This is a genomic window from Pseudidiomarina sp. (genome assembly GCF_048268165.1).
Classification (GTDB): Bacteria; Pseudomonadota; Gammaproteobacteria; order Enterobacterales; family Alteromonadaceae; genus Pseudidiomarina.
Genome location: NZ_JBLWWA010000001.1, coordinates 444,897 through 471,067, shown reverse-complemented (window position 1 = coordinate 471,067; position 26,171 = coordinate 444,897). Strand labels below are relative to the sequence as shown.

At 48.4% G+C, this 26,171-nt stretch carries 23 protein-coding genes and 1 pseudogene; 13 read left to right on the top strand and 11 right to left on the bottom strand.

What is annotated here, in order from left to right; all coding sequences use genetic code 11:
- Positions 1-2 precede the first annotated feature (2 nt).
- Entirely contained in the window at positions 3-275 is a 273-nt protein-coding gene (locus tag ACN0UY_RS02180) for a cory-CC-star protein (RefSeq protein ID WP_128351479.1), read from the top strand.
- Positions 276-289: 14 nt separating this feature from the next.
- A complete protein-coding gene (locus ACN0UY_RS02175) occupies positions 290-1,291 on the top strand; it encodes an ArsA family ATPase (protein WP_417665172.1) in 1,002 nt (333 codons plus the stop codon).
- 60 nt (positions 1,292-1,351) lie between these two features.
- Here the strand turns inward: ACN0UY_RS02175 and ACN0UY_RS02170 are convergent, their stop codons facing one another.
- Positions 1,352-2,728 (bottom strand): M28 family metallopeptidase, encoded by a 1,377-nt coding sequence (locus ACN0UY_RS02170; RefSeq protein WP_417665171.1) that lies wholly within the window; start codon positions 2,726-2,728, stop codon positions 1,352-1,354.
- Between the two features lie 76 nt (positions 2,729-2,804).
- On the opposite strand from ACN0UY_RS02170, the gene ACN0UY_RS02165 reads away from it, so the two are divergent.
- Positions 2,805-3,827: a zinc-binding alcohol dehydrogenase family protein gene (locus ACN0UY_RS02165; protein ID WP_417665897.1), complete on the top strand. Its 1,023-nt coding sequence runs from the start codon at positions 2,805-2,807 to the stop codon at positions 3,825-3,827.
- A 10-nt stretch (positions 3,828-3,837) separates the two neighbouring features.
- On the opposite strand, the gene ACN0UY_RS02160 is transcribed toward ACN0UY_RS02165, so the two are convergent.
- Positions 3,838-4,278, bottom strand: coding sequence for a hypothetical protein (locus ACN0UY_RS02160; RefSeq protein WP_417665170.1), 441 nt, complete (start codon positions 4,276-4,278; stop codon positions 3,838-3,840).
- Positions 4,279-4,416: 138 nt separating this feature from the next.
- On the opposite strand from ACN0UY_RS02160, the gene ACN0UY_RS02155 reads away from it, so the two are divergent.
- From ACN0UY_RS02155 to ACN0UY_RS02145, 3 genes are read left to right on the top strand one after another with little or no spacing between them, the layout of a single operon-like run.
- Positions 4,417-5,562: an efflux RND transporter periplasmic adaptor subunit gene (locus ACN0UY_RS02155; protein WP_417665169.1), complete on the top strand. Its 1,146-nt coding sequence runs from the start codon at positions 4,417-4,419 to the stop codon at positions 5,560-5,562.
- A gap of 3 nt (positions 5,563-5,565) precedes the next feature.
- Positions 5,566-8,673, top strand: coding sequence for an efflux RND transporter permease subunit (locus ACN0UY_RS02150; RefSeq protein WP_417665168.1), 3,108 nt, complete (start codon positions 5,566-5,568; stop codon positions 8,671-8,673).
- 58 nt (positions 8,674-8,731) lie between these two features.
- The gene (locus tag ACN0UY_RS02145; RefSeq protein ID WP_417665167.1) at positions 8,732-9,265 is read left to right on the top strand and encodes a DUF2937 family protein; all 534 of its coding nucleotides are present in this window, start codon (positions 8,732-8,734) and stop codon (positions 9,263-9,265) included.
- On the opposite strand, the gene ACN0UY_RS02140 is transcribed toward ACN0UY_RS02145, so the two are convergent.
- From ACN0UY_RS02140 to ACN0UY_RS02120, 5 genes are all read right to left on the bottom strand, one after another.
- Positions 9,262-9,609, bottom strand: coding sequence for a hypothetical protein (locus ACN0UY_RS02140; protein WP_417665166.1), 348 nt, complete (start codon positions 9,607-9,609; stop codon positions 9,262-9,264). The two genes, ACN0UY_RS02145 and ACN0UY_RS02140, sit on opposite strands and share 4 nt — an antisense overlap.
- 52 nt (positions 9,610-9,661) lie before the next feature.
- Positions 9,662-10,180: a YgjV family protein gene (locus ACN0UY_RS02135; RefSeq protein ID WP_417665165.1), complete on the bottom strand. Its 519-nt coding sequence runs from the start codon at positions 10,178-10,180 to the stop codon at positions 9,662-9,664.
- Between the two features lie 66 nt (positions 10,181-10,246).
- Positions 10,247-11,920, bottom strand: a complete 1,674-nt coding sequence (locus tag ACN0UY_RS02130; protein ID WP_417665164.1) for a M28 family metallopeptidase — start codon at positions 11,918-11,920, stop codon at positions 10,247-10,249.
- Between the two features lie 10 nt (positions 11,921-11,930).
- Positions 11,931-12,368, bottom strand: a complete 438-nt coding sequence (locus ACN0UY_RS02125; RefSeq protein WP_417665163.1) for a DUF192 domain-containing protein — start codon at positions 12,366-12,368, stop codon at positions 11,931-11,933.
- Between the two features lie 116 nt (positions 12,369-12,484).
- Positions 12,485-13,450, bottom strand: a complete 966-nt coding sequence (locus ACN0UY_RS02120) for a DUF4382 domain-containing protein (RefSeq protein ID WP_417665162.1) — start codon at positions 13,448-13,450, stop codon at positions 12,485-12,487.
- Positions 13,451-13,651: 201 nt separating this feature from the next.
- On the opposite strand from ACN0UY_RS02120, the gene ACN0UY_RS02115 reads away from it, so the two are divergent.
- The gene (locus ACN0UY_RS02115; protein ID WP_417665161.1) at positions 13,652-14,581 is read left to right on the top strand and encodes a gluconeogenesis factor YvcK family protein; all 930 of its coding nucleotides are present in this window, start codon (positions 13,652-13,654) and stop codon (positions 14,579-14,581) included.
- A 9-nt stretch (positions 14,582-14,590) separates the two neighbouring features.
- A complete protein-coding gene (locus ACN0UY_RS02110) occupies positions 14,591-17,242 on the top strand; it encodes a M14 family metallopeptidase (protein WP_417665160.1) in 2,652 nt (883 codons plus the stop codon).
- 12 nt (positions 17,243-17,254) lie between these two features.
- On the opposite strand, the gene dcd is transcribed toward ACN0UY_RS02110, so the two are convergent.
- A complete protein-coding gene (gene dcd / locus ACN0UY_RS02105; RefSeq protein WP_417665159.1) occupies positions 17,255-17,845 on the bottom strand; it encodes a dCTP deaminase in 591 nt (196 codons plus the stop codon).
- A gap of 26 nt (positions 17,846-17,871) precedes the next feature.
- Entirely contained in the window at positions 17,872-18,954 is a 1,083-nt protein-coding gene (gene apbC, locus ACN0UY_RS02100) for an iron-sulfur cluster carrier protein ApbC (RefSeq protein WP_417665158.1), read from the bottom strand.
- Positions 18,955-19,071: 117 nt separating this feature from the next.
- Here apbC and metG point away from each other — a divergent pair, with 117 nt between their 5' ends.
- The 4 genes and pseudogenes from metG to msrB all read left to right on the top strand — a co-directional run.
- Positions 19,072-21,102, top strand: a complete 2,031-nt coding sequence (metG, locus tag ACN0UY_RS02095) for a methionine--tRNA ligase (protein ID WP_417665157.1) — start codon at positions 19,072-19,074, stop codon at positions 21,100-21,102.
- Complete coding sequence (locus ACN0UY_RS02090) at positions 21,102-22,292, top strand: class I SAM-dependent rRNA methyltransferase (protein WP_417665156.1); 1,191 nt, start codon at positions 21,102-21,104, stop codon at positions 22,290-22,292. The genes metG and ACN0UY_RS02090 overlap by 1 nt, the downstream gene beginning before the upstream one ends.
- A gap of 61 nt (positions 22,293-22,353) precedes the next feature.
- A complete protein-coding gene (locus ACN0UY_RS02085) occupies positions 22,354-22,728 on the top strand; it encodes a histidine triad nucleotide-binding protein (RefSeq protein WP_417665155.1) in 375 nt (124 codons plus the stop codon).
- A gap of 38 nt (positions 22,729-22,766) precedes the next feature.
- Positions 22,767-23,183 (top strand): annotated as a pseudogene (gene msrB, locus ACN0UY_RS02080) (peptide-methionine (R)-S-oxide reductase MsrB); the annotation flags it as partial.
- Positions 23,184-23,201: 18 nt separating this feature from the next.
- Here msrB and ggt read toward each other — a convergent pair.
- Positions 23,202-25,001: a gamma-glutamyltransferase gene (ggt, locus tag ACN0UY_RS02075; protein WP_417665154.1), complete on the bottom strand. Its 1,800-nt coding sequence runs from the start codon at positions 24,999-25,001 to the stop codon at positions 23,202-23,204.
- Between the two features lie 115 nt (positions 25,002-25,116).
- Here ggt and ACN0UY_RS02070 point away from each other — a divergent pair, with 115 nt between their 5' ends.
- Positions 25,117-25,749, top strand: coding sequence for a rhomboid family intramembrane serine protease (locus tag ACN0UY_RS02070; protein ID WP_417665153.1), 633 nt, complete (start codon positions 25,117-25,119; stop codon positions 25,747-25,749).
- Between the two features lie 11 nt (positions 25,750-25,760).
- On the opposite strand, the gene ACN0UY_RS02065 is transcribed toward ACN0UY_RS02070, so the two are convergent.
- Positions 25,761-26,066, bottom strand: coding sequence for a ComEA family DNA-binding protein (locus ACN0UY_RS02065; RefSeq protein ID WP_128351458.1), 306 nt, complete (start codon positions 26,064-26,066; stop codon positions 25,761-25,763).
- Positions 26,067-26,171 lie beyond the last annotated feature (105 nt).

The window sequence follows — 26,171 nt, the reverse complement described above, 5'->3', positions numbered from 1 at the left end:
ATATGAAGATACGTGCAATTACTGAATGGTTAAAAAAGGCAAATGACTACGCGACCAACGTGTATAACGCGCCCTATCGTTCAGCTATTGCACGCGCCAAGCGGGATGAAGACGACCTATTCATGTTATTGGTTTTCTCCGAACTCATGGGCGTACCGAATCCCGCTTCTTATTACACGCTTGAGCTGCAACCTTTGCTGCTTGAGCGCTTTCACGACTGGCATTTACGCATGGGGATGGAACATTCCCCGCTTGATGGCTTTCGCTGCTGCTAAAAGAAGTACCGTTCATGTTTAATTTACAGAGCAAGAATATTGTTTTCGTTGGCGGTAAAGGCGGTGTTGGTAAAACCACAATATCGTCAGCTATTGCCTTGCAACAAGCGGACCGTGGCAGGCGCGTACTGCTAGTGTCTACCGACCCTGCCCATAGCTTGGCTGATGCATTTGATCAAACAATCGGCGACACCATAATCCGTGTAGCCGCGGGTGTTGACGCGTTAGAAATTGACCCTGACCGCGAAGTTGAAGCGCATATTGCCCGTGTAATGCGCACCATGAAACGTTTCAGTAAGCCCGATATGTTTCCTGAGATTGAGCGTCAAATGCGGCTTACCCAGCAATCGCCAGGCGCACAAGAAGCCGCATTATTAGAACGTATTGCGCGTCTGATTGATGAAGCACCCGCCACTTACGACATCGTCATTTTTGATACGGCGCCTACGGGCCATACCTTGCGCTTATTAACACTGCCGGAAGCCATGGCCGCCTGGACACAAGGATTACTCAAGCAAAGCCAGAAGGCGAAACAACTCGAAGGAGTGCTTGATCACCTGTCGCCCAAAGCTGGAAAAGATATTGCAAACCCAATGGCAGACCCGGCCAAACACGAAACCGCCAATATGGACGACCGCACAGCAGAAATTACCGAAACCCTCCTGCAGCGGCAGCGCCTGTTTCATCGCACGCGGCATGTGCTCACCGACACCGAGCGAACTGCACTGGTATTTGTGCTAACACCAGAAAAGTTACCCATTCTTGAAACTGGGCGAGCTGTGAGTACATTAAAAGCCGAGAAGTTGCCAATTGCTGGCTTGGTGATTAATCGAAATTTACCGGCTGAAGTCGACAGCGAGTTTTTTGCGCAGCGGCGCCAGCAAGAAGGTATTTACCGCACCGAAATCGAGCAACAATTTTCCGACTTACCGCGGGTTTATTTGCCATTGTTCCCTACCGATTTACATGGCCTTGATGCCTTGCAGAAAATAGCCGCTGAATTACCTGATGAATAAAAAAAAGCGCGCTAACCATAAGCCAGCGCGCTTGTTGCTGTTACCTTTTGGCGACAATGATTACTCGCCGAACGCACCTGCAGCACCTGGGTAGACAACTGGGCTTTCGAAGCCGTTTTGACTTACACTTGCCACGCCGAAGAAGTAGTTATCAATAACCACATTCTCTAAGGTGAATTCGGTGACATCACCCGCATAACGGCTAAATTCCCAGTTCGGTGCATCAGTATGGCGCCAATAAACACGGTAGCCTTTAATTAAGTCCTTTTCTGCAGCACTCGGTGCGGCCCAACTTAAGGTTGTATTCGGGCTTACTGCACCCGCAATTTTAACTTGCGCTGGCGGGCTTGGTGCCCACGCCATACCCGCTAATGAAACAGCGTTGAGCGCGGTTAATTTAGCCGCATAGTCGAAATCTACGCCGTCGATGGTGTCGCCATAAGCAATGCCGTCTTCAACGCGTATATCTTGGTGCTGACGATTGTAGTTTTCATTGGTTTCCATGATCCGCACACCTGGATAGCCCAAGTCGTTGAACGGACGATGATGTCCGCCACGGGCAAAGCGATCAAGACGATAAATTACCATGGTGTCCAAATTTGGAATGTAACGATCTGCCATCCAGTCAATATAGCGCGCGACATTGCGGCTTGGCGAATCAACTTCGCCCCCCATGAAACGTCGACGACGAACATCTTCAGGAGTTTCGTCTTGACGGGTTCCTTCGGCAAAAATGCGCGCCGTGGTGTTGTTAATAACACCATTTATTCCTTCAATATTACCAATCATGTCATTGTTTAAGACCGCTTTTATACGCCAGCCATCTTTTTGCGCCTGTTCGGCCATGATCTTGCCGCCAAATAAACCTTGCTCTTCACCGGCCAATGCTGCGTATACGATACTTCCTGCGAAATCATATTTACTTAATACGCGCGCCGCTTCTAACGTGCCCGCAACACCTGATGCATTATCGTTGGCGCCCGGAGCATCTGAGGTATAGTTCATAATGTCGGTAACACGCGAGTCGATATCACCCGACATGATGACGTAGCGACTAGGGTCTACTGTGCCCTTTTGCACAGCAATTACACTGACCACTTCAACAGGATCAGGAATCCGCGGTTCGCCAGAAATTACACGGGACTGGTAATAAACCTCGAGACAACCTCCGCACTGTGCCGAAATTCGTTCAAATTCGGCCTTAATCCAGCGGCGCGCAGCACCAATTCCACGGGTATCTGACTCGGTTTCCGACAAGGTATGGCGGGTACCGAAACTTACCAGCTTTTCAATATCTTGTTGAATGCGCTGGGCTGAAACAGCCGCTTGAATGTCATGTAAAGCTTGTTGATCAACATAATCAACATCAGCGTGCGCAGTGCCAATAAATAATGCAGCGGCGGCCGAAGGCAATAACGCCCATGGAGTGAACTTCATGAATACTTCCTCTAGTTGGTCAAGCCTGAATAACGTACTATACCTTTATACGTCACTCATTCATGAGGAAGCAACCATGAAAGCTGTAGGTTACGAGCACTGTGGGACAATTGACGCAAAAAATGCGTTAGTTGACGCTGTAGTCCCAGACCCGGAAATCGGACCCAATGATATTTTAGTCGCCGTCTATGGTATTGGGGTGAACCCCGTAGATACCAAAATACGCTTGCGCCGCGAGCCAAGTTCAGGAGAGCTTGCTATTTTAGGCTGGGATGCAAGCGGCACTGTCTTAAGTGTCGGCGAAAACGTTTTCGACTTTAAAGAAGGCGATGATGTTTGGTATGCAGGCGCGTTGACGCGACAAGGTAGTAATGCTCAGTATCAAGTTGTTGATGCGCGTATTGTCAGTAAAAAGCCGAAAACTCTAAACTTCGCAGAAGCTGCGGCCATGCCACTAACCTTCCTTACCGCATGGGAAATGCTTTTTGACCGCTTTCGTTTAGACCGCGATAGCTCGGCTACACTGCTAATAACTGGCGCGGCCGGTGGCGTTGGTTCAGCAATGCTGCAGTTGGCTAAACTGTGCAATAATATCACCGCAATTGCGACAGCTTCGCGTGCAGAATCACAGCAATGGGCGACCGATATGGGCGCTGACATTGTCATTGATCATACCAAACCCCTCGCCGACCAACTACGTAAGCACGGTATTGAACAGGTTACGCATGTAGCCAGCCTGACCCATACCGATCAACATTTTACCGCACTGGTTGAGTTACTCGCGCCACAAGGCCATTTTGCGTTGATTGATGACCCTGAACACCCACTTGATATTAAGCTAATGAAACAAAAGAGTTTGGCGTTGCACTGGGAATTTATGTTCACACGGTCGTTGTTTGAAACGCCAGACATGCACCGTCAAGGACAAATTCTACATGAAGTGGCCGAGCTAACTGACGCCGGCAAGGTCGTTACAACCATGACCTCGCATTTTGGCGAGCTCAATGCAGAAAACCTACTCCGCGCTCATCGCCAGCTCGAGTCCCATAGCACTATTGGTAAAATAGTATTAGACGGCTATAACCTGCCTTACGATTAATGAACTTAGATTACTTGCAGTCGTCAGCGGTGAAGCGAAGTTCAAATAACTTCGCTTCATTGCGATCTAAATAACGAATCGCTAAAAAATCTGCATTTTCGCGGTAATAACGTAATGAATCGCTGCTGCAAAACGCTCTTCGCATAGCTGGTTCCAGCTGTTCTCGAACGCTCTCTATGTCATGTTGATAACGATCAACACCAACCAAGCGGTACACAAAGCGCATTCCGTAATGACTCACCTCAGCTCGCTCGAACCGGGTTTGTCGATCAAGCAATTTCGGTAAATCACGATTCAATTGGCCAGAGCGCTCAAGCAGCTCCTGATACAAATGGTTACGATTCTTCGTTGAGTCAGCAGCCCCCCATTGCACCGCAATAGTTACAACGAAACTAACGACTACTAGAGCCGCAAAACCTATAAGTAACTGGCGTTTAGTCCAGATTGTCATAAACTTATATCCACCATTTGCATCATTTTTATTGATTGCACGTATCGAAAATATCGTCGTTTCTCACTTACAAACATACATGAATGTATGTATAATTATCGCCATCAAAAAATCATTAACAAAGCACGAGGTATTTCCATGCAACAACGTTTTCGTAAGCCGTTGTTCGTATCTGTTTTAGCAAGTTCTATGCTACTTGCTAGCTGTGGCGATGCTGAGCAAGCCAATTCTGATGCCGCTCAGCAACAACAAATGACTGTAGGCGTAGTGACCATCGCCAGCCGCAGTGTTGATTTAACCACTACTCTTCCTGGGCGTGCAAGTGCATTCCGCGTAGCTGAAGTGCGCCCCCAAGTAAATGGGATTATGAAAGAACGCTTGTTTGAAGAAGGGTCAATGGTTACAGCAGGCCAACAACTGTACCAAATTGACGCCGCAATGTATCAAGCGGAGCTTGCTAGCGCTAAAGCTGAAATTGCCCGCGCTAATGCCGCCGTTAAAGCTAGCAAGTCGCGTTTTGAGCGTAGCAAAGGGCTTCTAACTGATAAAGCCATTAGCCAACAGGATTTTGATGAAGCAGAAGCAGCCTATCTGCAAGCCGAGGCCCAATTAAAAGTTGCTGAAGCAAATCTGTCACGCGCCCAACTTAATCTGGAATATACCCGTGTTAAAGCACCAATTTCTGGGCGCATCGGGCGCTCACAACTTACTGAAGGAGCGTTGCTAAGTGTCGGTCAGGCGCAAGCTTTGACCACCATTACGCAGCTTGACCCTATTTATGTCGATATCGCACAAAGCACCAGTGATTATCTTAAGTTACAGGCTGCAATAACCGATGGTCGCATCGTTACTGACGACGACAACCGCGCTGAAGTGACCGTTCGCGTTGGTGAAGATGGTGATTACAGCACCACTGGAGAATTACTCTTTAATGAAGTAACTGTTGATCCGCAAACCAGCGCGATTACGCTCCGTGCACGTTTAGAAAACGCGAACCACTCTATCCTACCGGGCATGTATGTGCGTGCAGAAGTTGGAACCGGTGCGCTACAAAATGCTATTTTGGCCCCACAAACGGGTGTTACGCGTGATCCACGCGGCCGCGCAATTGCCTTTATCGTTAACGAAAACGGCGAAGTGGAGCAACGATACTTAACCGTTGAGCGCACCGTCGGCAGTGACTGGGTTGTTACTGACGGTTTAAACGTTGGTGACCAAGTTATAGTAGAGGGTCTGCAGAAAATTCAGCCCGGTATGCCTGTCAAAACTGAAGAAGTGAAGTAAATCATGGCAAAGTTTTTTATTGATCGCCCAATATTTGCTTGGGTAATCGCGATTGTGATCATGCTTGCAGGCGGGCTTGCGGTAACGCAGCTACCTATCGAGCAGTATCCAGAAATCGCGCCACCTTCTGTGCAAATTAACGCCAGTTATCCTGGTGCAACTGCGGCCACCTTGGAAGAAAGTGTTACGCAGGTTATTGAACAAAATATGAATGGTATTGATAACCTGAAGTATTTCTCTTCAACCAGTGATTCTGCAGGCAATGCCAGCATCACCTTGACCTTTGAAGCCGGAACCGACGCAGATATTGCGCAGGTTCAGGTGCAAAACAAGCTGCAACTTGCCCTGCCCTTATTACCACAAGCTGTGCAAGATCAAGGGTTAGTCGTCGCCAAGTCAAACAACTCGTTTTTGTTGGTTGCCGCATTAATATCTGACAACCCAGATATCGACCAAATTGACTTGGGCGATTACATTGCCAGTAACATGCAAGACCCGATTAGCCGCACTAAAGGTGTAGGTAATGTGCGCTTGTTTGGCGCACCCTATGCAATGCGTATTTGGTTAGACCCAGATAAACTCGTGCGTTACAACATGAGTACGACGGACGTCGTGCTGGCTTTGCGTGAACAAAACAACCAAGTGGCAGCTGGCCAGATTGGCGGCACCCCGGCGGTTGAAAATCAACGTTTAACGGCGTCAATTATTGCACAAACACGCCTTGAAACCGTGCAACAGTTCAACGATATCTTATTACGAGTCAACCCGGACGGCTCAAAGGTTACCGTTGCCGATGTCGCTGAAGTTGAACTCGGTGGCCAAAGCTACGGCACTGTCGCACGCTACAACCGACAACCAGCCAGTGGCCTTGCAGTAAACTTAGCTACCGGTGCAAATGCGCTTGATACCGCCGAAGCCGTTAAAGCAAAACTGGCTGAATTGGAACAATTTTTCCCAGCAGGCGTTGAATTAGTTATTCCCTATGACACCACGCCCTTTGTAGAAATATCCATTCAGGAAGTGGTCAAGATTCTGTTTGAAGCGGTGATCTTGGTGTTCATTCTGATGTTTATTTTCTTGCAGAATTTGCGAGCGACGATTATTCCTTCGTTGGCTATTCCCGTGGTGCTTCTCGGTACCTTCGGCATCATGTCGGTGCTTGGTTTCTCAATCAACACCTTAACCATGTTTGGTTTGGTTCTCGCCATCGGTTTATTGGTCGACGATGCCATTGTTGTGGTTGAAAACGTTGAACGCTTAATGAGCGAGGAAAAACTCTCGCCGCGCCAAGCCACCATAAAGTCAATGCAACAAATAACCGGTGCCTTGGTTGCTATCGGCTTGGTTATGGCAGCTGTATTCGTACCCATGGCGTTCTTCGGTGGTTCAACAGGTGCGGTGTACCGTCAGTTCTCAATCACTATTATCTCAGCCATGTCGCTATCGGTATTGGTCGCGATAATCTTTACGCCGTCACTATGCGCAACCATTCTTAAGCCTTTGGATCATAGCCATGAGCCTAAAGGAATATTAGGCTGGTTTAACCGCATGCTAGACCGTGCAACCAATAAATATACCAACTCAGTACAATCAATCATTAAGCGGAGTGTGCGCTTTGTGGTGATTTACTTGGCACTTGTGGTTGTTGTGGGTTTCCTGTTTGCGCGTATGCCAAGCTCGTTCATTCCGAATGAAGACCGCGGCGTATTTTTAACGCAAATGCAATTGCCATCCGGTGCCACGCAAGAACAATCGCGTGAAACCATGACCAAAATCGAGGACTACTTCCTTGATCAAGCGGAAGGAATTCGGTCAGTCTTTTCCGTTGTCGGCTTCAGCTTTAGCGGCCAAGGCCAAAACTCAGGGTTAGCGTTCGTACGCTTAACCGATTGGGATGAGCGGACCTCGCCTGAGCTACAAATTGACGCAATTATTGGCAGCGCGTTTGGCTACTTTAGTCAAATTCGCGAAGCCATGATATTTGCCTTTAATTTGCCATCAATTCCGGAGCTTGGCACCGCAAGTGGCTTTAACCTGTATCTTCAAGACCGCGGCGGGCTTGGCCATGAAGGTTTATTAGCAGCACGTAACCAATTGCTGGGCATGGCTGCTCAAGAGCCAATGCTGACCGGTGTGCGTCCGAATGGTTTAGAAGATACTGCACAACTGCGTATTAATGTGGACTATGAAAAAGCCAAAGCACTTGGCTTGAGCATTAGTGACATCAATGCAACCTTGTCAAACGCCTTTGGTACCACATACGTTAACGATTTTGTTGACCGTGGCCGGGTTAAAAAGGTTTATATGCAAGGTGTTCCAGAAGCTCGCATGACCCCTGATGACATCGGAAAATGGTATGTACGCAATGCCAGCGGTGACATGGTCTCGTTTTCATCATTCGCGGACACCGAGTGGGACTTTGGCCCACAACGGCTGGAACGTTATAACGGTGTTCCAGCCATGAATATTCAAGGCGAAGCAGCGCCAGGCTATTCTTCGGGTGATGCAATGCTGAAAATGGAACAGCTGATTGGTCAATTACCTACAGGCATCGGGTATGAATGGACAGGTATTTCTTTAGAAGAACGTACCTCCGGCGATCAAGCACCATTGTTATATGCACTGTCGTTGCTCATTGTGTTCTTATGCTTGGCAGCACTTTATGAAAGCTGGTCGATTCCATTCGCGGTTATGCTTGTGGTACCGCTGGGTATTCTCGGTGCAGTTATTGCAGCTACCCTGCGCGGCTTGGAAAACGACGTGTATTTCCAAGTGGGGCTACTGACCACTGTTGGTGTTTCGGCCCGTAACGCGATTCTTATTGTTGAATTTGCGAAAGATTTACAAGCCCAAGGCAAAGAGTTGCTGCAAGCAACATTGGAAGCAGTGCGCTTGCGCTTGCGTCCTATTTTGATGACCTCATTGGCGTTTACCTTTGGCGTGTTACCACTGGCCCTATCTACCGGCGCTGGCGCGGTGAGTCGTCAAGCGATAGGTACTGGTGTTATTGGGGGGATGCTGGGCGGTACGATATTGGCTATCTTCTTCGTACCTTTACTGTTTTATATTGTGCGGCGTAATTTCCCACCGAAGCCGCCGTACCAAGACTAGCGGCTTTCGATAGGAACGTGCTAAGGTTGAGTGGTGTTTCATCACTCAACCTTTTTTTATGCTGCATCGTTATTTTGTGATTGTGTTGGCGCTCGCAGCTGTGCTGCTTGGCGTGCAACTGCCAAACTTCATTACCCAATACCAACAGCGTTTAGATGCGCAGTTGACTGAAGCTATGGTCTACTACAAAGAGTATCAGCGTATTGCGGATACCTACCTAAACGGCGACATGAATGCGTTGATAAAAATGCATGAGCAAAGTGATAACCCCATATTCAAAGAAGAAGCGACCCCAATTCGCGAGCTTATTCGACGCGTTGACCTCTACCGTCACGAGCAGCAACAATTATCACAGGGCTATTTAAAGCAGATTTGGTTTATTGCTACGGCAGCGAATCCAGAAATGCGCGACAACACATGGCGTATGTATAGCTTTAACGTGCCGCTAACACGCCAGGCGGTGTTTACTGGCATTATCGCGGCATTGGTCGCTGTATTGACTTTTGATGGCTGCTGGGGCGGTTGTAAGATGGCCTATCGGCGCTGGGCACGGCGACGTGAGAAACGCCACCCGCATCGGCATGTCCGTTAACGGCGACTACGTGTATCGTCGTCTTTAACTTCGTATTCACCTTCAATAACACCGTCATCTTGACGATTTCGCTGATGATCACGTTGTTGTTGATAATGCTGCTGAGCTTGTTTTTGTGCTTCGCGGGTCGCCTTGGTGAACTGCCACATCTGTTTCATTTGGCGGCGTTTGCGCCACATCAACGGCAATAATAATATCCAGCCGAACAACAACAGCATTAAGCCCATCGCTAAACCGACAAGCAATAACATACCAAACAGCAGCCAGCTGAGAATAACCATGAGCGGATTTGCCCCAGGTTGCGGCTTAACTTTTTGCTGCCATTGTTTAATGTAGATCAACATAGATAACCACTTTGTTCGTTAAAAGACCACGCCTATGAACACTATATTGGGATCAATTACGCTCAGACAAGCGTTCACTGCGACGATCTTGTAACAATTTAAGAATGATGCTGGTTAGATTGACAATATTGAATACAGTTCCCGACACGCTGCCGACAACTATGGCATAAGCTAAGCCGAGTAGCTCTGCAAGCAAGAACCAGCGGCGAATGCGGGTGGGATCATTTAATACAATTGAGCCAACCGTAAAGATAATCGAAGATATGTATGCTAACAGTAATGGTATAAGCGGTTCATGATTGCTCAGTTCCCAACCAAAAAAAATAAAATTTATCGCAACGAAACCCCACAACACAATGGGCCCGCGCCAACGCAGTGCGATCATATTACGCACCACCGCCATTGCCGTCACAACGCCGCCAGCTACCGCACCCAGCATAAAGAAATGTACAGACAAAGCGCCTAACGCGCAGGCGCTGACGATACGATATCGATTCGCGGTGGTCTGCCGGTAGGCGATGAAATTAGCGATTAACGCAAGTAATCCAAAAGTTTCAGCTACAGATATCACAATTCACCATAAAAAAACGGTAATGAAAGCGCGCTGCCTCCATTACCGTTAGCATTAAACAAATAATTACTTACGGTCTGCTGCGCTCGCGTCACGAATACCGCGAAACTCATTGCCCGAATACCAATTTGGCCAGTCGTTGCTATTCGCTAACTCATTCCCTACCCAGTAATAAAGCCATAAGTCTTGTTGTACACCGCGCAGATCCCAATCCGGATCAAATTCATCAGCTGGTTTGTGATAAGCCACTTCCACGTATTCCGCGCGCTTCTGCTTACCATATTCTTCGCCAAACTCAATGTGGTCGTTGCCGCCTTTAGCATACAGCATCGGTACACCGCGTTTAGCTAGATTAAAGTGATCTGAGCGATAGAATGAACCCGCCTCTGGTGTGGGCTCAGGCGCAATATAGCGGTCTTGATGCGCAACATACTTGGCCAGATACTCTTCCATTTCAGAATTGCCATGCCCTACTACAACCATGTCTTTCATTGGGCCGTATACGTTAAGCACATCAATATTAATACCACCAACCGCTTTGCTCAGTGGCAACATTGGGTTGTCCGCATACCAATCCGAACCTAATAAACCACGTTCTTCGGCGGTTACTAACACAAATACGACTGAACGTTCAGGTTGCGGCTGGCTTGCAAAAAATTCAGCTAACGCCATAACTCCAGCAGTTCCGCTGGCGTTATCTTGCGCACCATTGAAAATGCCATCGTCAGGGTTCACCGGATCAACGCCCATGTGGTCCCAGTGTGCCATATAAATCACGTGTTCTTCCGGCTTCGATTTACCTTCAATGTAGCCAATTAAATTCGGTGAATTGAGGTAATCAAACTTAGTCGCTACACTCAACGACATTGCCGTTTCTAACGGAACTGGCGCGAAGTCAGCTTGTTGTGCGGCGGTGCGCATCTCATCATAACTACTACCCAGTCGCGCAAATAACGCATCGGCGCTTTCCTCGGTAATCCAACCTTCAATAGCAACGCGGTCCATGTTTTTGTTGTCACGCGCTAAATCGAAGCGCATCGGCGAACCACCGGCAATAACGCCCCAGCCATAACCCGCCGGACCCGTTTCATGAATCACAATTGCGCCAGCGGCACCTTGACGGGCGGCCTCTTCAAACTTGTAGGTCCAACGCCCGTAATAGGTCATAGCATTGCCATTAAATACTTCGGGGTCTTGTGTGTCATAGCCAGGATCGTTTACCAGCATCACCACAGTTTTGCCTTCAACATCAAGGCCTTCATAGTCATTCCAGCCAAACTCCGGCGCCACGATGCCGTAACCAACAAAAACCATTTCGCTATCCGTAAGTTCAGTTTCTTCTTGAACACGCGGGCTCCAGGCCATCATTTCTGTACGGTAATCAAAGAGTTCTAAATCGTCGGTATTAAAGTTCATCGCCGACACTTGTGTTGGCAACATGCGTACCAAAGGTACTGGTTGTTGATATGAATCGTTTTCAGCATCGTAAGGTTTTAACCCCCATTCACGGAATTTTCCTTCCACAAATGCAACGGTTTTCTTCTCGCCTTCTGATGCTGGTGCCCGCCCTTCAAATTCGTCCGAACTTAACGTTTGGAGATAATCGGTATAGTTTTCATTAAAGCTATACGGATCGACATTTGCGTGCGGCTGTTCTGTTGTTTGATTTGTTTGTTCTGCTGGGCTGCACGCAACGAGCACAAGCCCTGCTGCAGCGAACACCGAAAGGTGTTTCATCATGTTATTCCCCTTATTCACAGCGTTTAAATTTACGCCCTAGATTTATGTTATAGCGTTCAAAATAGCCTTTGTTTACTTCAACCGCACTATAGTACGGCACCCCAGGTCGATAGGCTGGACACAAATCTGGATCAATACTCGGGCAAGGCTCCATTGTAATAATGGAGACAATCTCCATATCTTTGTTTAAATATGCGATATCTAATGGAATCCGAGTATTGTACATCCAGAAGCCAGCACTGCCTGGGCGCTCATCTTGGTAACGAAACCACATACCGGCGTGGGCCGCTAACTCATCCCGCGCCATTAAACCACGTGCGCGACTTTCAAATGTGTCAGCAATTTCAACCTGAATACGATGATCATGCCCTTCAATACACAGCTCGGTCGCTGCCGCTGCGTGCGCAAACCAAGGTAATAGCAGTATTCCAATCCAAAATGGTTTCATAGGCCACCTATGTAATGACTATCTTGTTGAGCAGACTTAGTATCGCCTGAATGGCGCCAGAAAAAAAGGCAAAAAAAAGCCCCCAACGAAGGAGGCTTAACGGGAGCGACGATTACTTACTCAATAGTGACGGTGGTTACCGTACCATCAGCGTTTACCGTCACATTTTGCGCACTGACAAAATTAATGGTGTCATCAACTTCAGGATCATCTGAAGTGTCGCACGTCCAAGCTGCTGTATAGTCGCCGGCAGCAACAAAGCCAATTGCAAAGTTATAAGCTGTTGCGCCATCGAAGGTCACCCCAGTTGCAGTATAAGGTTCTGCTGTCTCACTGCCGCCAAAGTCAGCCATGGTGTCCAGCGCAACATCAGCACCTGAATAAAGGTAAACTGCCGCGACTGACTCGCTGGTATCTGCCGGTGCGACTGTGCACTGATTATCAATCAGTAGCGCTTCAGCCAAGGTGCCTTCAATATGCCCAACTTCCATATTATCAACTAACCGCACACCACGTGGTTTAAGGAAATAACCTTCCTGCCCAACCGGATTAACCAATGCTTGGCGCAAATCAAACTCGATGGTGTAAGCAACATTACTGCCCGCATCAAGTGTGAAGCTATCAAACTTCAGTTCGTTTGAAGGCACGGACAATGGAATACGCGTATCACCTACCAGCACATATGAACCTTCAGCCATTTCTAAGCGCAATTGGCCATAGTTGCCTGCAGGAACCTCAACGCCAGCGAGCAAGTCTTCGGACTCCGATCCCGTGAATTCAAATAAGTTAATCCCGCGCGTGTTTGGAATCACATCACCGTTGGCATCCAGACAGGCATCGTTCGCCTCAATGGTGTTGGTATCTTCACCAATGGTAAAAGTTTGCGGCCCTTGTGCATTGCCAACTAGCTCTACGCTGTGAAAACAAGCCCAAACCTCATCAGCGGCATCCACAGGCGCGTCACTAATAGCCAAACTGAACATTGCTGTGTTCGAGTCGTCAGAATCTGAGCCACATGCTGCAACCAATGTTGATGCTGCAATCACCGCAGCCAATGTCGTAAGTTTTCGATTTGTTAACATAAATCACCTTTTGGATTATGAAAGTTGAATTAGGTATAACACAGTGTGACTTACTTTATACGACTTTTACTTGCCCTTTACCTGCTTTGACAGCGAAAGCTGTATTCAGGTCAAATTACAAGCTCTAGGCACCAGAATCATTGATTGTCAGTGGAATCCAGCTTAAAGTAGCCCAATTAATGAAACCAACATGAAGACAACATGACCCAACAAAACGCAGAGCTCACGTCGCTGCGCCCCGCCCCACACGCCATATCTAAATTGCGCTGCGTAACGGCTATTGGCGGTGGTCACGGGCTTGGCCGAGTGCTGTCCACGCTAGCTTTTTTGGAGCGCAGATTAATTGGTATCGTGGCCACAACCGATGACGGTGGTGCCAGTGGTATGTTGCGCCGTAGCCATGAGTGTATCGCTTGGGGTGACATTCGGAACTGTCTGTCCCAGCTCGCGCAACACCCTTTGGCTGCTGACGTTCTCAATTATCGCTTTTCTTCCGAGCATGAGTTGCATGGCCACAACTTGGGTAACCTATTGCTGTACACGCTTGATCAAGTGAGTGCGCGGCCGTTAGACGGAATTCAATTGCTAAGTCGGTTGTTGAACATCAATACCCGTTTATTACCCATGTCGGAAATGCCGGTGGATCTTGTCGCAGCGACGCATGACGGGCTGGAATGCTTTGGTGAACTGCACGTTGACGGGCTGCTGCATATGCCGCAAAAGCTCGCATTATCGCATGCCGTAACCGCAACACCCGAGGCGCTTGCTCACATTCGCCGCAGCGAACTTATTATTTTAGGCCCGGGTAGTTTTCTCACTTCAGTAATGCCGCCGCTGTTGGTGGACGAATTCGCGCAAACTATCGCAGATAGCAAAGCACCAGTCATATTTATTGATAATCTGGCTGCGGAAAATAGTCCGGCGGGCGAACTATCTGTCAGTCAGCGCTTGCAGTGGATGACGGAACAGCTCGGCATGCCGTTAGTTGACGCGGTGATCACCAATCACCCCGACCAACAACTCAGCGTGCCAGTTTTTAATCACGTAAATGCTGCAACCGAAGCACCGCAACGCCATGAACCGAATTCATTACTTGCAGCGCTCAATGCTGCAGTAACGCACTTTAGTTAAGGAATATCTATGCGTTTTAAACAGTTAATTGCTGCCTCCTGTGTTTTGGCAGCCCTGCAACTTCCGGCTCAAGCTCAATCGCTCGGGCTTGATGTGATTTACGACAAAACCGTACCTACGTTAGAACAGGCGCTCGGTTATCCAGCGGGTTCACGTATCAGCAGCCCGGACGCAATTGAAGGTTATTTTAAACAGTTAGCAGAAAGCTACCCTGAGCGTGTGAAACTTGAATACTACGGCAAGTCATGGGAAGGTCGTAACCTCTATTATGTAGTAATTTCAAACCCAACCCACATTGCCAATTTCGCTGAGTATCAGCAAGGCATGAAGCAACTGAGCGCCGCTGATTCAACCAAGGCGTCAACTGCACAAAACCTTATTAAAACCCTGCCAGCGAGCGTTTGGCTGTCTTATGGCGTGCATGGGAATGAAATCTCTTCTCCAGAAGCTGCAATGTTAACCGCTTATCACTTGGTTGCCGCAACCGATGAAGCCACCAAGAGTTATCTCGATAACGCCATGGTATTTATTGACCCGGTGCAAAACCCCGATGGTCGCTCACGTTTCGTGTCACGCTATTACATGACGACGGGGCTTGAACACAGCGCTGATCGCAACTCAGCCGAGCACAACGAACCATGGCCGAGTGGGCGTTCAAATCATTACCTGTTTGACCTTAACCGTGATTGGCTAGCGTTAACGCAACCTGAAATCAGTGGTCAAGTTGATGCGTTACTTGAAAATATGCCATTGGTTTTTGTCGACTTACACGAAATGGGTGGCGATACCAGCTATTACTTCACACCTGAAGCAGACCCGTACAACCCATTAATCACACCGAAGCAACGTGAAACCTTATGGGCTATTGGTGAAAACAATGGGCGTTGGTTCGATCAGCGCGGTTATGACTATTTCACCCGTGAAATATTTGATGCCTTCTATCCTGGTTATGGCGCCAGTTGGCCGCTCTATCACGGCAGTATTTCCATGACTTACGAAATGGCTTCAGCCCGTGGCCATGTATTCCGTACCAAGGATGGCGAAATATTAACTTACGGTGATGGTGTTCAACGTCACTTTGTTGCATCCATGGCAACCATTGAAAGTGTTGCACAGCAACGTCAACAATTGCTGCAAAACTTCTGGAACTACCGTGAACAAGGTATCGAGTTAGGTAAAGAAAGCAAAAAACGTGTTTACCTGTTCTCCGGTCAAAATGACGCTGCGGGCACGCAACGCCTTTCAGGCTTGCTTACACGCCACGGCGTTGAAGTTCAACAAGCCACCGAAGCCTTTAATGTATGCGGCGTTGACTACCCGGCCGGCAGTTTCTGGGTCGATTCAGCGCAACCAGCACACTATATGGTTCGCACGTTGTTAGACCAAGAAATCGCAATGGACGATGACTTCCTTGCAGAGCAAGAACGTCGCCGCGCCAATAACTTGCCCGATGAAATTTACGATGTAACGGCTTGGTCGCTACCGCTGATGTTTAACCTTGAATACCAAACGTGTAACCGGGTTCCTCGCGCCGACAGTATGGTGGCCTCACGTGATTTAATTAAACCGGGTAAAGTTATCAATAAAGACGCGCAAGTTGCTTACATTGTGCCATGGGGCGATATGAACGCTGGTCGTTTCCTGACTGCAGCGCTACGTGCTGGCAATACAGTAAAACGCGCCGATATGGCATTCACCCATAAAAGTGGACAACGCTACCCTGCTGGCAGCTTAATTTTAACCTTAGCTGAAAACCCGCAGTTGGCATCTAACATTGAACAAATGGCGGAAGCTTCCGGTGCAACCGTGATTGGTGTCGACAGCAGTTGGGTAACAGATGGCCCAAGTTTCGGTTCGAACAACACCAAGCGTGTTCATGCGCCGAATATTGCGATGCTTTGGGACGAGCCCGTATCGAGCCTCAACGCGGGGCACACCCGCTTTGTACTTGAGCAGCAATTTGGTTACCCAGTAACTGCAATGCGTGCGAAGCAGCTTTCTACAGCTGACTTATCACATTATCAAGTACTGATCGTACCGAGTGTGTACGGTAAATTGGACGCTGCATTTGGAGAGCAAGGCAACGAAAACATCACCAAATGGGTTGAACGCGGCGGGGTTTTAATTACGCTTGGCAATGCTACTCAGTGGGCGGTTGACGGTGATTTGTTGAACAGCGCAATTGAGCGTGTCATTAACGAAGACCCTCAAGGACACGGCGACGAAAAGCGTGTTGATGGTTTAGTTATTGAGTCAAAAGCACAACTGATGCACTACATTACGCCAGATGCTGCCGATCCGTACTGGACATCAGGTGTTCTTACCAATCTCGATGTGGACCAAGAACATTGGCTGAGCGCGGGAGTGAAACCAAACTTAGTGAGCATCACTGTTGGCAACCAAATCTATCGTCCGCTTAGCATTGAGCACGGACGCAACATTGTGAGCTATTCAGAAGATGTTTTAGCCAGTGGCTATTTATGGGCCGAAAACAAGAAGCAGTTGCAATATAAGCCCTACTTAATGTGGCAACCGCGTCAGAAAGGTATGGTAATTAGCTTTACCCAAGAACCAACTTATCGCGCATACTTGGATGGTTTAAATGTACTGCTATTGAACGCTATATTCGGCGGTGCCGCTCACGCGACACCACTACGTTAATAGCGTTGTAAGCTACTCTTCTTTGTCGGCGCCAATGCGAGATGCAACGGCGCCGCGCTGATCTTTATATTTTGCGTCTTTACGCTTGCTGTAAGGGCGCAAACAATCTTTATCAAGTAATTCAAAACTCAATGCACCAATTTTCATAAGTGGCCGCAAGGCCAACGGTAATTTCCCGCTATTAAAGAATTCCAGCACCACCTGCCCCGACCAACCTGGGTCAATCCGATGTGCAGTCACGTGCACCATCAAACCCAAACGAGCCAACGATGACCGACCATCGAGCCAACCCACCATATTCGCCGGTAGGGTTACCGACTCGTGCGTTACCGCCAAAGCGAATTCACCGGGATGAATAAAGAACGCCTGGTCGGGTGTTAATACAATCGCGTCACTCATGACCGACTTAATTGCCCGATCAATTTCGTCACGCGGCCCGCTGATATCGATAAAGGCGGCGGCATGGTCCTGTAACACCCTAAACTCATTCCCTAAATGAATATCAACTGTTACGCCGCTAATGTCTTCTGAAAGCGGTCGAGGCTCTAATCCGATGCGACCATCGTCGAGGTATTCTTCTATTTGACCATCCGTTAAACGCATGAGGGCAAATTCTCCTTGTTATTATTCTAAGCTGTGCGCTTTTTATAGGCTTGGCGATAAAGTTCGACTGCCAATTTATAGGCACTGTCTTTCATCAGCTTGCTTAATGGCGCAACGGGCTGGGTAGCAACGAGTGGGTTACCTTCATCAAGACCCGCACGTATGCGCGCATCTAAGGGCCACTGCCCCAGCAATGGTACTTGCTCTCGCTCAGCAACGCGAACGCCACCGTCAACACCGAAGATAGCATCTTGATGTCCGCATTGACTACACTGATAGTAACTCATATTTTCCAGCAAACCGGTGATTGGCACACCGACTTTACGGAACATGGTGATGCCTTTTTCTGCATCAGCAAGCGCCACTGTTTGTGGCGTGGTGACAATCACTGCGCCGGTAATCGGAAGCTTCTGCGCAAAAGTAAGCTGAATGTCACCGGTACCCGGCGGCATATCAACAATCAGATAGTCGAGTCGCGGCCACTTGGTGTCGCGAAATAATTGTTGTAACGCCGCGCTAGCCATTGGACCGCGCCAGATAGCAGCGTCTTTGGTATCAGTCAGGTAGCCCAACGAGCTTGCCCAAATACCGTGCCGCTGATGCGGAATCATTTTTTGCTGCGCGTTAATCTCCAATTTTTGCTCTTGCCCACCCAGCATGGTGGGCAGCGACGGACCGTAAACGTCCGCGTCTAAAATACCAACATTGGCACCCAGTTGCTGCAATGCCAACGCCAATTGCACGCTGACTGAAGATTTACCCACACCACCTTTACCGGACGAGATAACAATCACGTTACCAAAGGTCATTGGCAGTTCAGGTTGAGAATTGGGTAGTTTTTCGATCGCTAATTTTAGCTGCCATTTTAACTGGCCTAAATCGGCATCTGCACGCAAGGGCTCAAGCACGCGTTCATCTGCTGCAAACGGTAAGGTTAACGTTGCATGACCTGCTTCGATACGAACCCAGCTAGATGGAATCGGTGCACCCCACTCAGGCAACGCGACACGTTCAAGCGCCGCAGCGAGTGTTTGTTCCGTAATTAAGGGCGCGTTCGACTCAGGTGCAGCGGTGTCGGGGCTTTTGGATTTTTTAAAACGACCAAACATTAATTTCTCCCGCAACTGGCATGAAACCCGCATGATACGGCTAGTTCGGCTGGATTGCCAGCGCTGATTCAGGTACACTTCAAGGCTTTCAGCAACTCGGAATTAATGGATAAATTCATGCCGACAGCAACCCGCAAAATACTGGTGACTAACGCACTCCCATACGCCAACGGCCCGATTCATATCGGCCATATGTTGGGCTATATACAAGCCGACATTTGGGTGCGTTTCCAAAAACTTCGTGGCCATGAATGCCACTATGTGTGTGCGGATGATGCGCACGGCACCCCTATTATGCTTAAAGCGCAGCAACTTGGTATTGCGCCGGAGCAAATGATTGCCGATATGAATGCTGCACACCAAGCAGATTTTGCTGATTTTCATGTTGCGTTTGATCACTATCATTCAACCCACAGTGATGAGAACCGCGAGCTGGCTGAACTCATTTACACCCGTTTGCGTGATAACGGTTACATTAAGACCAAAACCATCGAACAGCTATTCGACCCCGAAAAAGAGATGTTTCTGCCTGATCGTTTCGTTAAAGGTAGCTGCCCAAAATGTGGTGCTGAAGACCAATATGGCGATAACTGTGACGTGTGCGGTGCAACCTATGCACCTACAGAATTAAAGAATCCTAAATCGGCAGTTTCCGGTGCGACACCCGAACTTCGTCAATCAGAACATTACTTCTTTGATTTGCCTGCATTCGAACAAATGCTCAAAGAATGGACCCGCTCCGGTTCATTGCAAGACGAAATGGCCAACAAGCTTAATGAGTGGTTTGAGTCCGGGTTACAAATGTGGGACATAAGCCGTGATGCACCTTATTTCGGCTTTGAAATTCCTGATGCCCCAGGCAAGTATTTCTACGTGTGGTTAGACGCGCCGATTGGCTATATGGGCAGCTTCAAGCATTATTGCAACACCACTGGCAACGCTGATTTTGACAGCTACTGGCAAGTTGATAGCGATGCAGAGCTTTATCATTTCATCGGTAAAGACATCATCTACTTCCACAGCCTATTTTGGCCGGCCATGCTCAAAGGTGCGGATTTCCGTCAGCCTACTAATGTATGGGCGCACGGATTTATTACCGTGAACGGCACCAAAATGTCAAAATCGAAAGGTACTTTTGTGATGGCACGCACTTATCTGGATCATCTTGATCCCGATTATCTGCGTTACTATTTTGCCGCGAAGCTAACCAATCGTATCGACGACCTTGATCTCAACCTTACCGACTTTGCCCAGCGCGTGAATGCTGACCTAGTGGGTAAAGTGGTTAATATCGCCAGCCGTTGCGCTGGATTTATTAGTAAAAAATTCGATGGCAAACTGGCAGATACAATTACCGACACGACCCTGATTGATGAATTCAAGGCAGCTGGTGAAGGCTTTGCCCAGGCTTACGAGAAACGCGAGTTCTCAAAAGCAATGCGCGACATCATGGCACTCGCCGATAAAGCAAATTTCTATATTGCCGAAAAAGAGCCATGGCAATTGATTAAAGACCCAGCCAAAGCTGCAGAAGTGCATGAGATTTGCTCAATTGGCATCAATTTATTCCGCCTGCTGATGATTTACCTGACCCCTGTGGTGCCAGCGCTCGCTGAGCGCGTGCAAGCCTTCTTGAATGACTCATTCACTTGGGAAAGCCATCAGGAAACTTTATTGGGCCACAGTATTAGCCCATTTAAAGCGCTCTTACAACGCATTGAAATGGATAAAGTAAACGCTATGATTGATGACTCAAAAGCACAAAACGAAACAGCTCCGGCAGTTACCAGTAACGGTGAACTTGAGCGTGACCCTATCAGCGCCGAGATCAGCTTTGACGATTTTGCCAAAGTTGACTTGCGCATTGCACGTATTGCCAATGCCGAACACGTTGAAGGCGCCGATAAACTGCTAAAACTCACGCTCGATATAGGCGGCGAAACACGCCAAGTGTTTGCCGGTATCAAATCTGCCTACGACCCAGAAAAACTGATTGGCCAACACACAGTTATGGTTGCCAACCTTGCCCCACGCAAAATGCGCTTTGGCATGTCAGAAGGCATGGTACTGGCAGCAGGCCCAGGCGGCGAAGAACTCTACATTCTTAATCCGCACGACGGTGCTAAACCAGGGATGCGGGTTAAATAATGGTCGCTACCGTTCACCTGCATGCAGGAAAAGAAAAATCACTGCGTCGCTTGCACCCTTGGGTATTTAGCGGCGCAATCGCTCGTGTGAAAGGCCAACCGAATGCTGGCGAAACAGTATCCATCCATAGCGCCGAAGGTGACTGGTTGGGCTACGCCGCTTGGTCACCACAGTCACAGATTCGTGCGCGCGTATGGAGTTTCAATCAAGGCGAAACCATCAACGCTGAGTTTTTCAATAAGCGCGTCGCGGGTGCAAAAGCGTTACGTGATGGCCTGCAAATAAATAGCAACGCCTACCGTGTCGTGGCGGCTGAAGCCGACGAACTGCCCGGTGTCACAATCGATAAATACGACAACTGGTTGGTGTGTCAGTTATTGAGTACCGGCGCTGAATATTGGCGCGAAGCTATTGTTGCTGCGTTGCGTGCTAACTTTCCTGAATGCAATATTTATGAGCGTTCTGATGTTGATGTGCGCCGCAAAGAAGGCTTAGAGCCGCTGGTTCAAGTTCTGTACAGCACCGATGGTGAACTCCCCCCTGCCACGCTGTGGATTGAAGAGAACGGGTTGCAACTCGGTGTCGACATTCAATCTGGTCACAAAACTGGCTACTACCTTGATCAACGCGACAGTCGTGCTGCCATTCAAAAGTATGTGCAGGGCAAGCGCGTTCTCAATGCCTTTAGTTATACCGGCGGTTTTGGTTTATACGCAGCTGCGGCGGGCGCGGAAGAAGTGGTTAACCTCGACGTTTCGGCACCTGCACTTGCGCAAGCAACCATTAATCATGAACGTAATAACTTGCCAGCGGCCAACTTGGTTAACCGCCAAGAAGATGTGTTTGAAGCGCTACGTAGCTTTCATCAGTCTGGACAGAAATTTGACGTTATCGTGCTTGACCCGCCAAAGTTTGTCGACAGTAAAGCAAACTTGACCCGCGCCTGTCGGGGCTATAAAGACATTAATCGGCTTGCTTGTATGATTCTGAAGCCTGGTGGCACCCTCTTCACGTTTTCGTGTTCAGGTCTTTTATCCGGTGATTTATTTCAAAAAGTAGTGGCTGACGCAGCGCTCGATGCCAAGCGTCCGTTACACATTATTGAGCATTTGTTTCAGGGTGCTGACCACCCTGTGCGTACCAACTTTCCTGAATCGCTTTATTTAAAGGGTTTGGTACTTCGCGGCTGAGTCCGTTAGTATTACTCGTGTAGCATGACTCACGAAATATCTCGCAATAAGGTGGTTAAGCATGAGCACAGCAACAATTTTCGATAAAATCATCGCGAAAGAAATTCCAGCAGAGATTGTCTATGAAGACGAGCTCAGTTTGGCGTTCAAAGACATTAATCCGCAAGCCCCCGTGCATTTGCTGATCATTCCCAAGCAACGCATTGCAACCATCAATGATATTGAAGAGCATGATCGTGAGTTGATTGGCCACCTTTACATCGTTGCTGCGCGGTTAGCCCAGCAATTTGGTTTTGCCAAAGACGGTTACCGGGTGGTTATGAACTGCAATGAAGACGGCGGGCAGTCGGTTTACCACATTCACCTTCACTTGTTGGCTGGTGTAACAATGGGCTGGCCACCGTTTGCCAATAACCGCCCGAAGCAATTAGGTTAGTTGATATGTCGCGTCCACCATTTGAAAAACCTAGCGCCGCCGAATTAAAGCAACGTTTGTCAGACATGCAGTACTATGTTACGCAGCAAGATGGCACCGAACCGCCTTTCCAAAATGCATATTGGAACGAACAGCGACGCGGAATTTATGTCGATGTTGTAAGCGGTGAACCGCTCTACTCATCCAATGATAAATTTGACTCAAGTTGCGGCTGGCCGAGTTTCACCAAAACGATTACCGAAAACGCGGTTGCCAAGAAAGATGATATGAAATTTGGCATGGTTCGCACGGAAATTCGCAGCGCTCAAGCTGATTCTCATTTAGGACATGTGTTTGATGATGGCCCACTACCATTGGGCACGCGGCATTGTGTGAATTCAGCTGCCGTGGAATTTATTCCACTCGAAGAAATGGAAGCGCGGGGGTATGGCGATTGGATCGCTCACATTAAGTGAACGATCCAACCTTAGCCCTTAGTTATTTCCTGCAGCGATACCTTCCCGACGTGGGTCGGCACCACCATACAAACGCCCGTCCGATAGCAAGCTAATACCATGCAATCCGCTATTTAAGTCTTGCACGCGCACCTGATGCCCGCGCTCGCGCAGCGCTTCCGCTAAACCTTCTACTTCGGTATTGCGCTCTAAGCTGGTCACCCCGTTTAAATTCGTCGCGTGCGGTAAATCAATAGCTGCTTGCATATCGAGATTCCAGTCCAATAGCGCAACCAATGTTTGCGCTACATAATCAATAATCCGCGCACCACCGGGTGAACCTACGGCATGTACCGGCTGCCCTTCATTATTGAACACAATCATCGGTGACATTGAACTACGTGGCCGCTTGCCAGCTTCAACACGATTGGCAACTGGTTTTCCGTCAACTTCAGGAACAATCGAAAAGTCGGTGAGTTGGTTATTCAGCAAGAAACCAGCCGCCATCACACCTGAACCAAAACCCATTTCAATGCTGGAGGTCATTGAGAAAACGTTACCTTCAGCGTCCACAATACTCACGTGAGTGGTATTCGGTAACTCAGGCGATTGGTCATCGGCGTAACTGTATTCTGTGAACACACCCGCTTCCGCCGCCCCCATGTCACGCGCGCTAATCAGCTGCGCACGTTCACTCAAATAGCTTTTATCGAGCATGGCGTTAACTGGTACGTCAATAAAATCGTTATCGGCAATGTACCGATTGCGATCGGCGAATGCTAAACGTGAAGCTTGGGTGAAGTAATGCACCGCATTCTCAGAATTAACCGCCCATTGCCCTACAGGAAAATTCTCCAAAATACCAAGAATCTGCAACACCGTAACGCCACCCGAGCTTGGTGGCCCCATACCACAAACTTCATACACACGATATGCCGCACAGACCGGATCACGCACCTTCGCGCGGTACTGCACGAGGTCATCATGGGTTAATTTTCCGGGATTTAATGGCGCGTTCTGTACCGCGTCAACAATTGCATCCGCAACAGGGCCTTGATAAAAACCATCCGCACCATTGGCCGCAATCAAGCGCAATGTTTGCGCGTAGTCGGGATTCCTTTTGACAGTGCCCGCCTTTAAGGGTTCACCATTTGGATAAAAGTAATTATTACCTGGCTCCATAGCCAACAAGCCAGGGCTAAGCTCTAATTCAAGCAAACGCTGCAGTCGTTGCGAGACCACAAATCCATTCTCGGCAGCATCGATGGAGCTTGCAAACAAGTTCTGCCAAGGTAATTTACCCCATTGCGTATGCGCCAACTCAAGTCCACGCACGATCCCTGGAGTACCGACAGAGCGTCCGCCTGTTACGGCGTCCATGAAACTTTCTGGTGGCTGCCCTTGCGCATCTAAAAACAACTCAGGAGTTGCGTTCAAAGGCGCCGTTTCACGCGCATCAATGGTATAGAGTTTCTGGTCAGCAGCATGCCAATACAATATGAATCCACCGCCACCTAAGCCGGACGACTGCGGTTCAGTTAACCCCAGCATCGCTTGCACAGCTACACCCGCATCAATCGCGCTGCCACCAGCCGCAAGTATCTGTTCACCCGCCTTAGCCGCCGCTGGTGTTGCTGCGGCCGCCATATGCTTGGTTGCATACACCCCAGATTTTTCGGTAAAACCCGTAGCAGCTTCTGGGTCAGCTGCTGTTTCTACGGGTTCTGATTTGGCGTTTAGTTTTGATTCTGGTTTTGGCTCGGGTTGCGCTGCTTGTTCAGTGCACCCAAAAAGTGCAGTAGAAAGCACGAACAGAACGAAAAACAACATGTAGCGCATTGTTACTATCCTTATACACGGCAAAATATAACGCGAACGTTTACAGCGAAAGTCATAACCATCTATCATACGTAGACTCACGCTGTTGAACAACGATAAATCCTAGAGGATCCGCATGTCAGAACGCCTCCAAGTTATTATTTGCGCGCTGGTTATCGCCATGATTGCATTGTGGCTGCCCTACTACCAACTTGAAGCTGGCTCCCTATTGAACCAGTATGACTATGCGCGATCAGAAGTCTGGCAGCAGCCATGGCGAATTCTTACCGCACATGTGTTTCACCTGGACGCAACACATGCCATTTACAATGCAGTGGGATTGATTATTGTCACGGGTTTATTTGCGCACCACTTTACCGTGCGTACATGGTTCAACGCCCTCGCCATCATTGCTCTTGTATGTGTTACCACTGTTTGGCTGATTGGCCTGCCTGAGCGTTTTGTCGGCCTATCAGGCCTCATTCATGGGCTCTTGCTAACGAGCTTGTTGCTAGAATGGTCAAAGCAAGGTTATGCCAAAACTGACTGGCTATCGCCTTTAGCAATCGGTTTATTGTGTTTCAAGGTTCTATTGGAAATGCTTAACCTGATGCACAGCAGCGTATTGTTGAGCGCAGGAGACGAATTTGGGTATATTCATTTAGGAGGCTTACTCGGAGGTATCATTGCATGGCGTTTACATAGAAAACGCCTGGCTTCGATTGCAGCACAACCGAAACCAGACGCGTCAACACCGCCCAATGATTAACGACTAGTCGATTACAGCACAATGCGTTCTTTGTTTAAATCAAGCATACGCGGGCCAATTCCTTTCACTTGCATCAATTGATTGATATCAGTGAATTGGCCCAACTGATTACGTAGCTCAATAATATCCTTGGCACGCTTGATGCCCACGCCCGTTAACCCATAAGCAAGCTGTTCAGCATCTGCCGTATTAATGTTTATTGGGTTAACTTGGCTTACCGACTGCACTGGCGCAGCGATTAAGGGGGCTGCTTGTAATGGCGAAATCAGTACCAGCGGCGATAGCATTGAAGCAAAAATTAATGTTTTCCGTAACATAACACTCTCCTAATTAACTAAAATGTTGCGTCGCTTAAAGCGCCACATACCATGCAAGATCAATAAGTTCGTGCATGGTTAGGAGTGTATCTGCTGGGACAAAAT

What these genes read in the sequence shown, in the direction of transcription:
- ACN0UY_RS02175 (WP_417665172.1), top strand. Translation starts at nt 290, where the DNA reads ATGTTTAATTTACAGAGCAAGAATATTGTTTTCGTTGGCGGTAAAGGC.
- ACN0UY_RS02165 (WP_417665897.1), top strand. Translation starts at nt 2,805, where the DNA reads ATGAAAGCTGTAGGTTACGAGCACTGTGGGACAATTGACGCAAAAAAT.
- ggt (WP_417665154.1), bottom strand. Translation starts at nt 25,001, where the DNA reads ATGCGCTACATGTTGTTTTTCGTTCTGTTCGTGCTTTCTACTGCACTT.
- ACN0UY_RS02110 (WP_417665160.1), top strand. Translation starts at nt 14,591, where the DNA reads ATGCGTTTTAAACAGTTAATTGCTGCCTCCTGTGTTTTGGCAGCCCTG.
- ACN0UY_RS02155 (WP_417665169.1), top strand. Translation starts at nt 4,417, where the DNA reads ATGCAACAACGTTTTCGTAAGCCGTTGTTCGTATCTGTTTTAGCAAGT.
- ACN0UY_RS02115 (WP_417665161.1), top strand. Translation starts at nt 13,652, where the DNA reads ATGACCCAACAAAACGCAGAGCTCACGTCGCTGCGCCCCGCCCCACAC.
- ACN0UY_RS02090 (WP_417665156.1), top strand. Translation starts at nt 21,102, where the DNA reads ATGGTCGCTACCGTTCACCTGCATGCAGGAAAAGAAAAATCACTGCGT.
- ACN0UY_RS02180 (WP_128351479.1), top strand. Translation starts at nt 3, where the DNA reads ATGAAGATACGTGCAATTACTGAATGGTTAAAAAAGGCAAATGACTAC.
- metG (WP_417665157.1), top strand. Translation starts at nt 19,072, where the DNA reads ATGCCGACAGCAACCCGCAAAATACTGGTGACTAACGCACTCCCATAC.
- ACN0UY_RS02085 (WP_417665155.1), top strand. Translation starts at nt 22,354, where the DNA reads ATGAGCACAGCAACAATTTTCGATAAAATCATCGCGAAAGAAATTCCA.
- ACN0UY_RS02125 (WP_417665163.1), bottom strand. Translation starts at nt 12,368, where the DNA reads ATGAAACCATTTTGGATTGGAATACTGCTATTACCTTGGTTTGCGCAC.
- dcd (WP_417665159.1), bottom strand. Translation starts at nt 17,845, where the DNA reads ATGCGTTTAACGGATGGTCAAATAGAAGAATACCTCGACGATGGTCGC.
- ACN0UY_RS02160 (WP_417665170.1), bottom strand. Translation starts at nt 4,278, where the DNA reads ATGACAATCTGGACTAAACGCCAGTTACTTATAGGTTTTGCGGCTCTA.
- ACN0UY_RS02145 (WP_417665167.1), top strand. Translation starts at nt 8,732, where the DNA reads ATGCTGCATCGTTATTTTGTGATTGTGTTGGCGCTCGCAGCTGTGCTG.
- ACN0UY_RS02140 (WP_417665166.1), bottom strand. Translation starts at nt 9,609, where the DNA reads ATGTTGATCTACATTAAACAATGGCAGCAAAAAGTTAAGCCGCAACCT.
- ACN0UY_RS02065 (WP_128351458.1), bottom strand. Translation starts at nt 26,066, where the DNA reads ATGTTACGGAAAACATTAATTTTTGCTTCAATGCTATCGCCGCTGGTA.
- apbC (WP_417665158.1), bottom strand. Translation starts at nt 18,954, where the DNA reads ATGTTTGGTCGTTTTAAAAAATCCAAAAGCCCCGACACCGCTGCACCT.
- ACN0UY_RS02120 (WP_417665162.1), bottom strand. Translation starts at nt 13,450, where the DNA reads ATGTTAACAAATCGAAAACTTACGACATTGGCTGCGGTGATTGCAGCA.
- ACN0UY_RS02150 (WP_417665168.1), top strand. Translation starts at nt 5,566, where the DNA reads ATGGCAAAGTTTTTTATTGATCGCCCAATATTTGCTTGGGTAATCGCG.
- ACN0UY_RS02070 (WP_417665153.1), top strand. Translation starts at nt 25,117, where the DNA reads ATGTCAGAACGCCTCCAAGTTATTATTTGCGCGCTGGTTATCGCCATG.
- ACN0UY_RS02170 (WP_417665171.1), bottom strand. Translation starts at nt 2,728, where the DNA reads ATGAAGTTCACTCCATGGGCGTTATTGCCTTCGGCCGCCGCTGCATTA.
- ACN0UY_RS02130 (WP_417665164.1), bottom strand. Translation starts at nt 11,920, where the DNA reads ATGATGAAACACCTTTCGGTGTTCGCTGCAGCAGGGCTTGTGCTCGTT.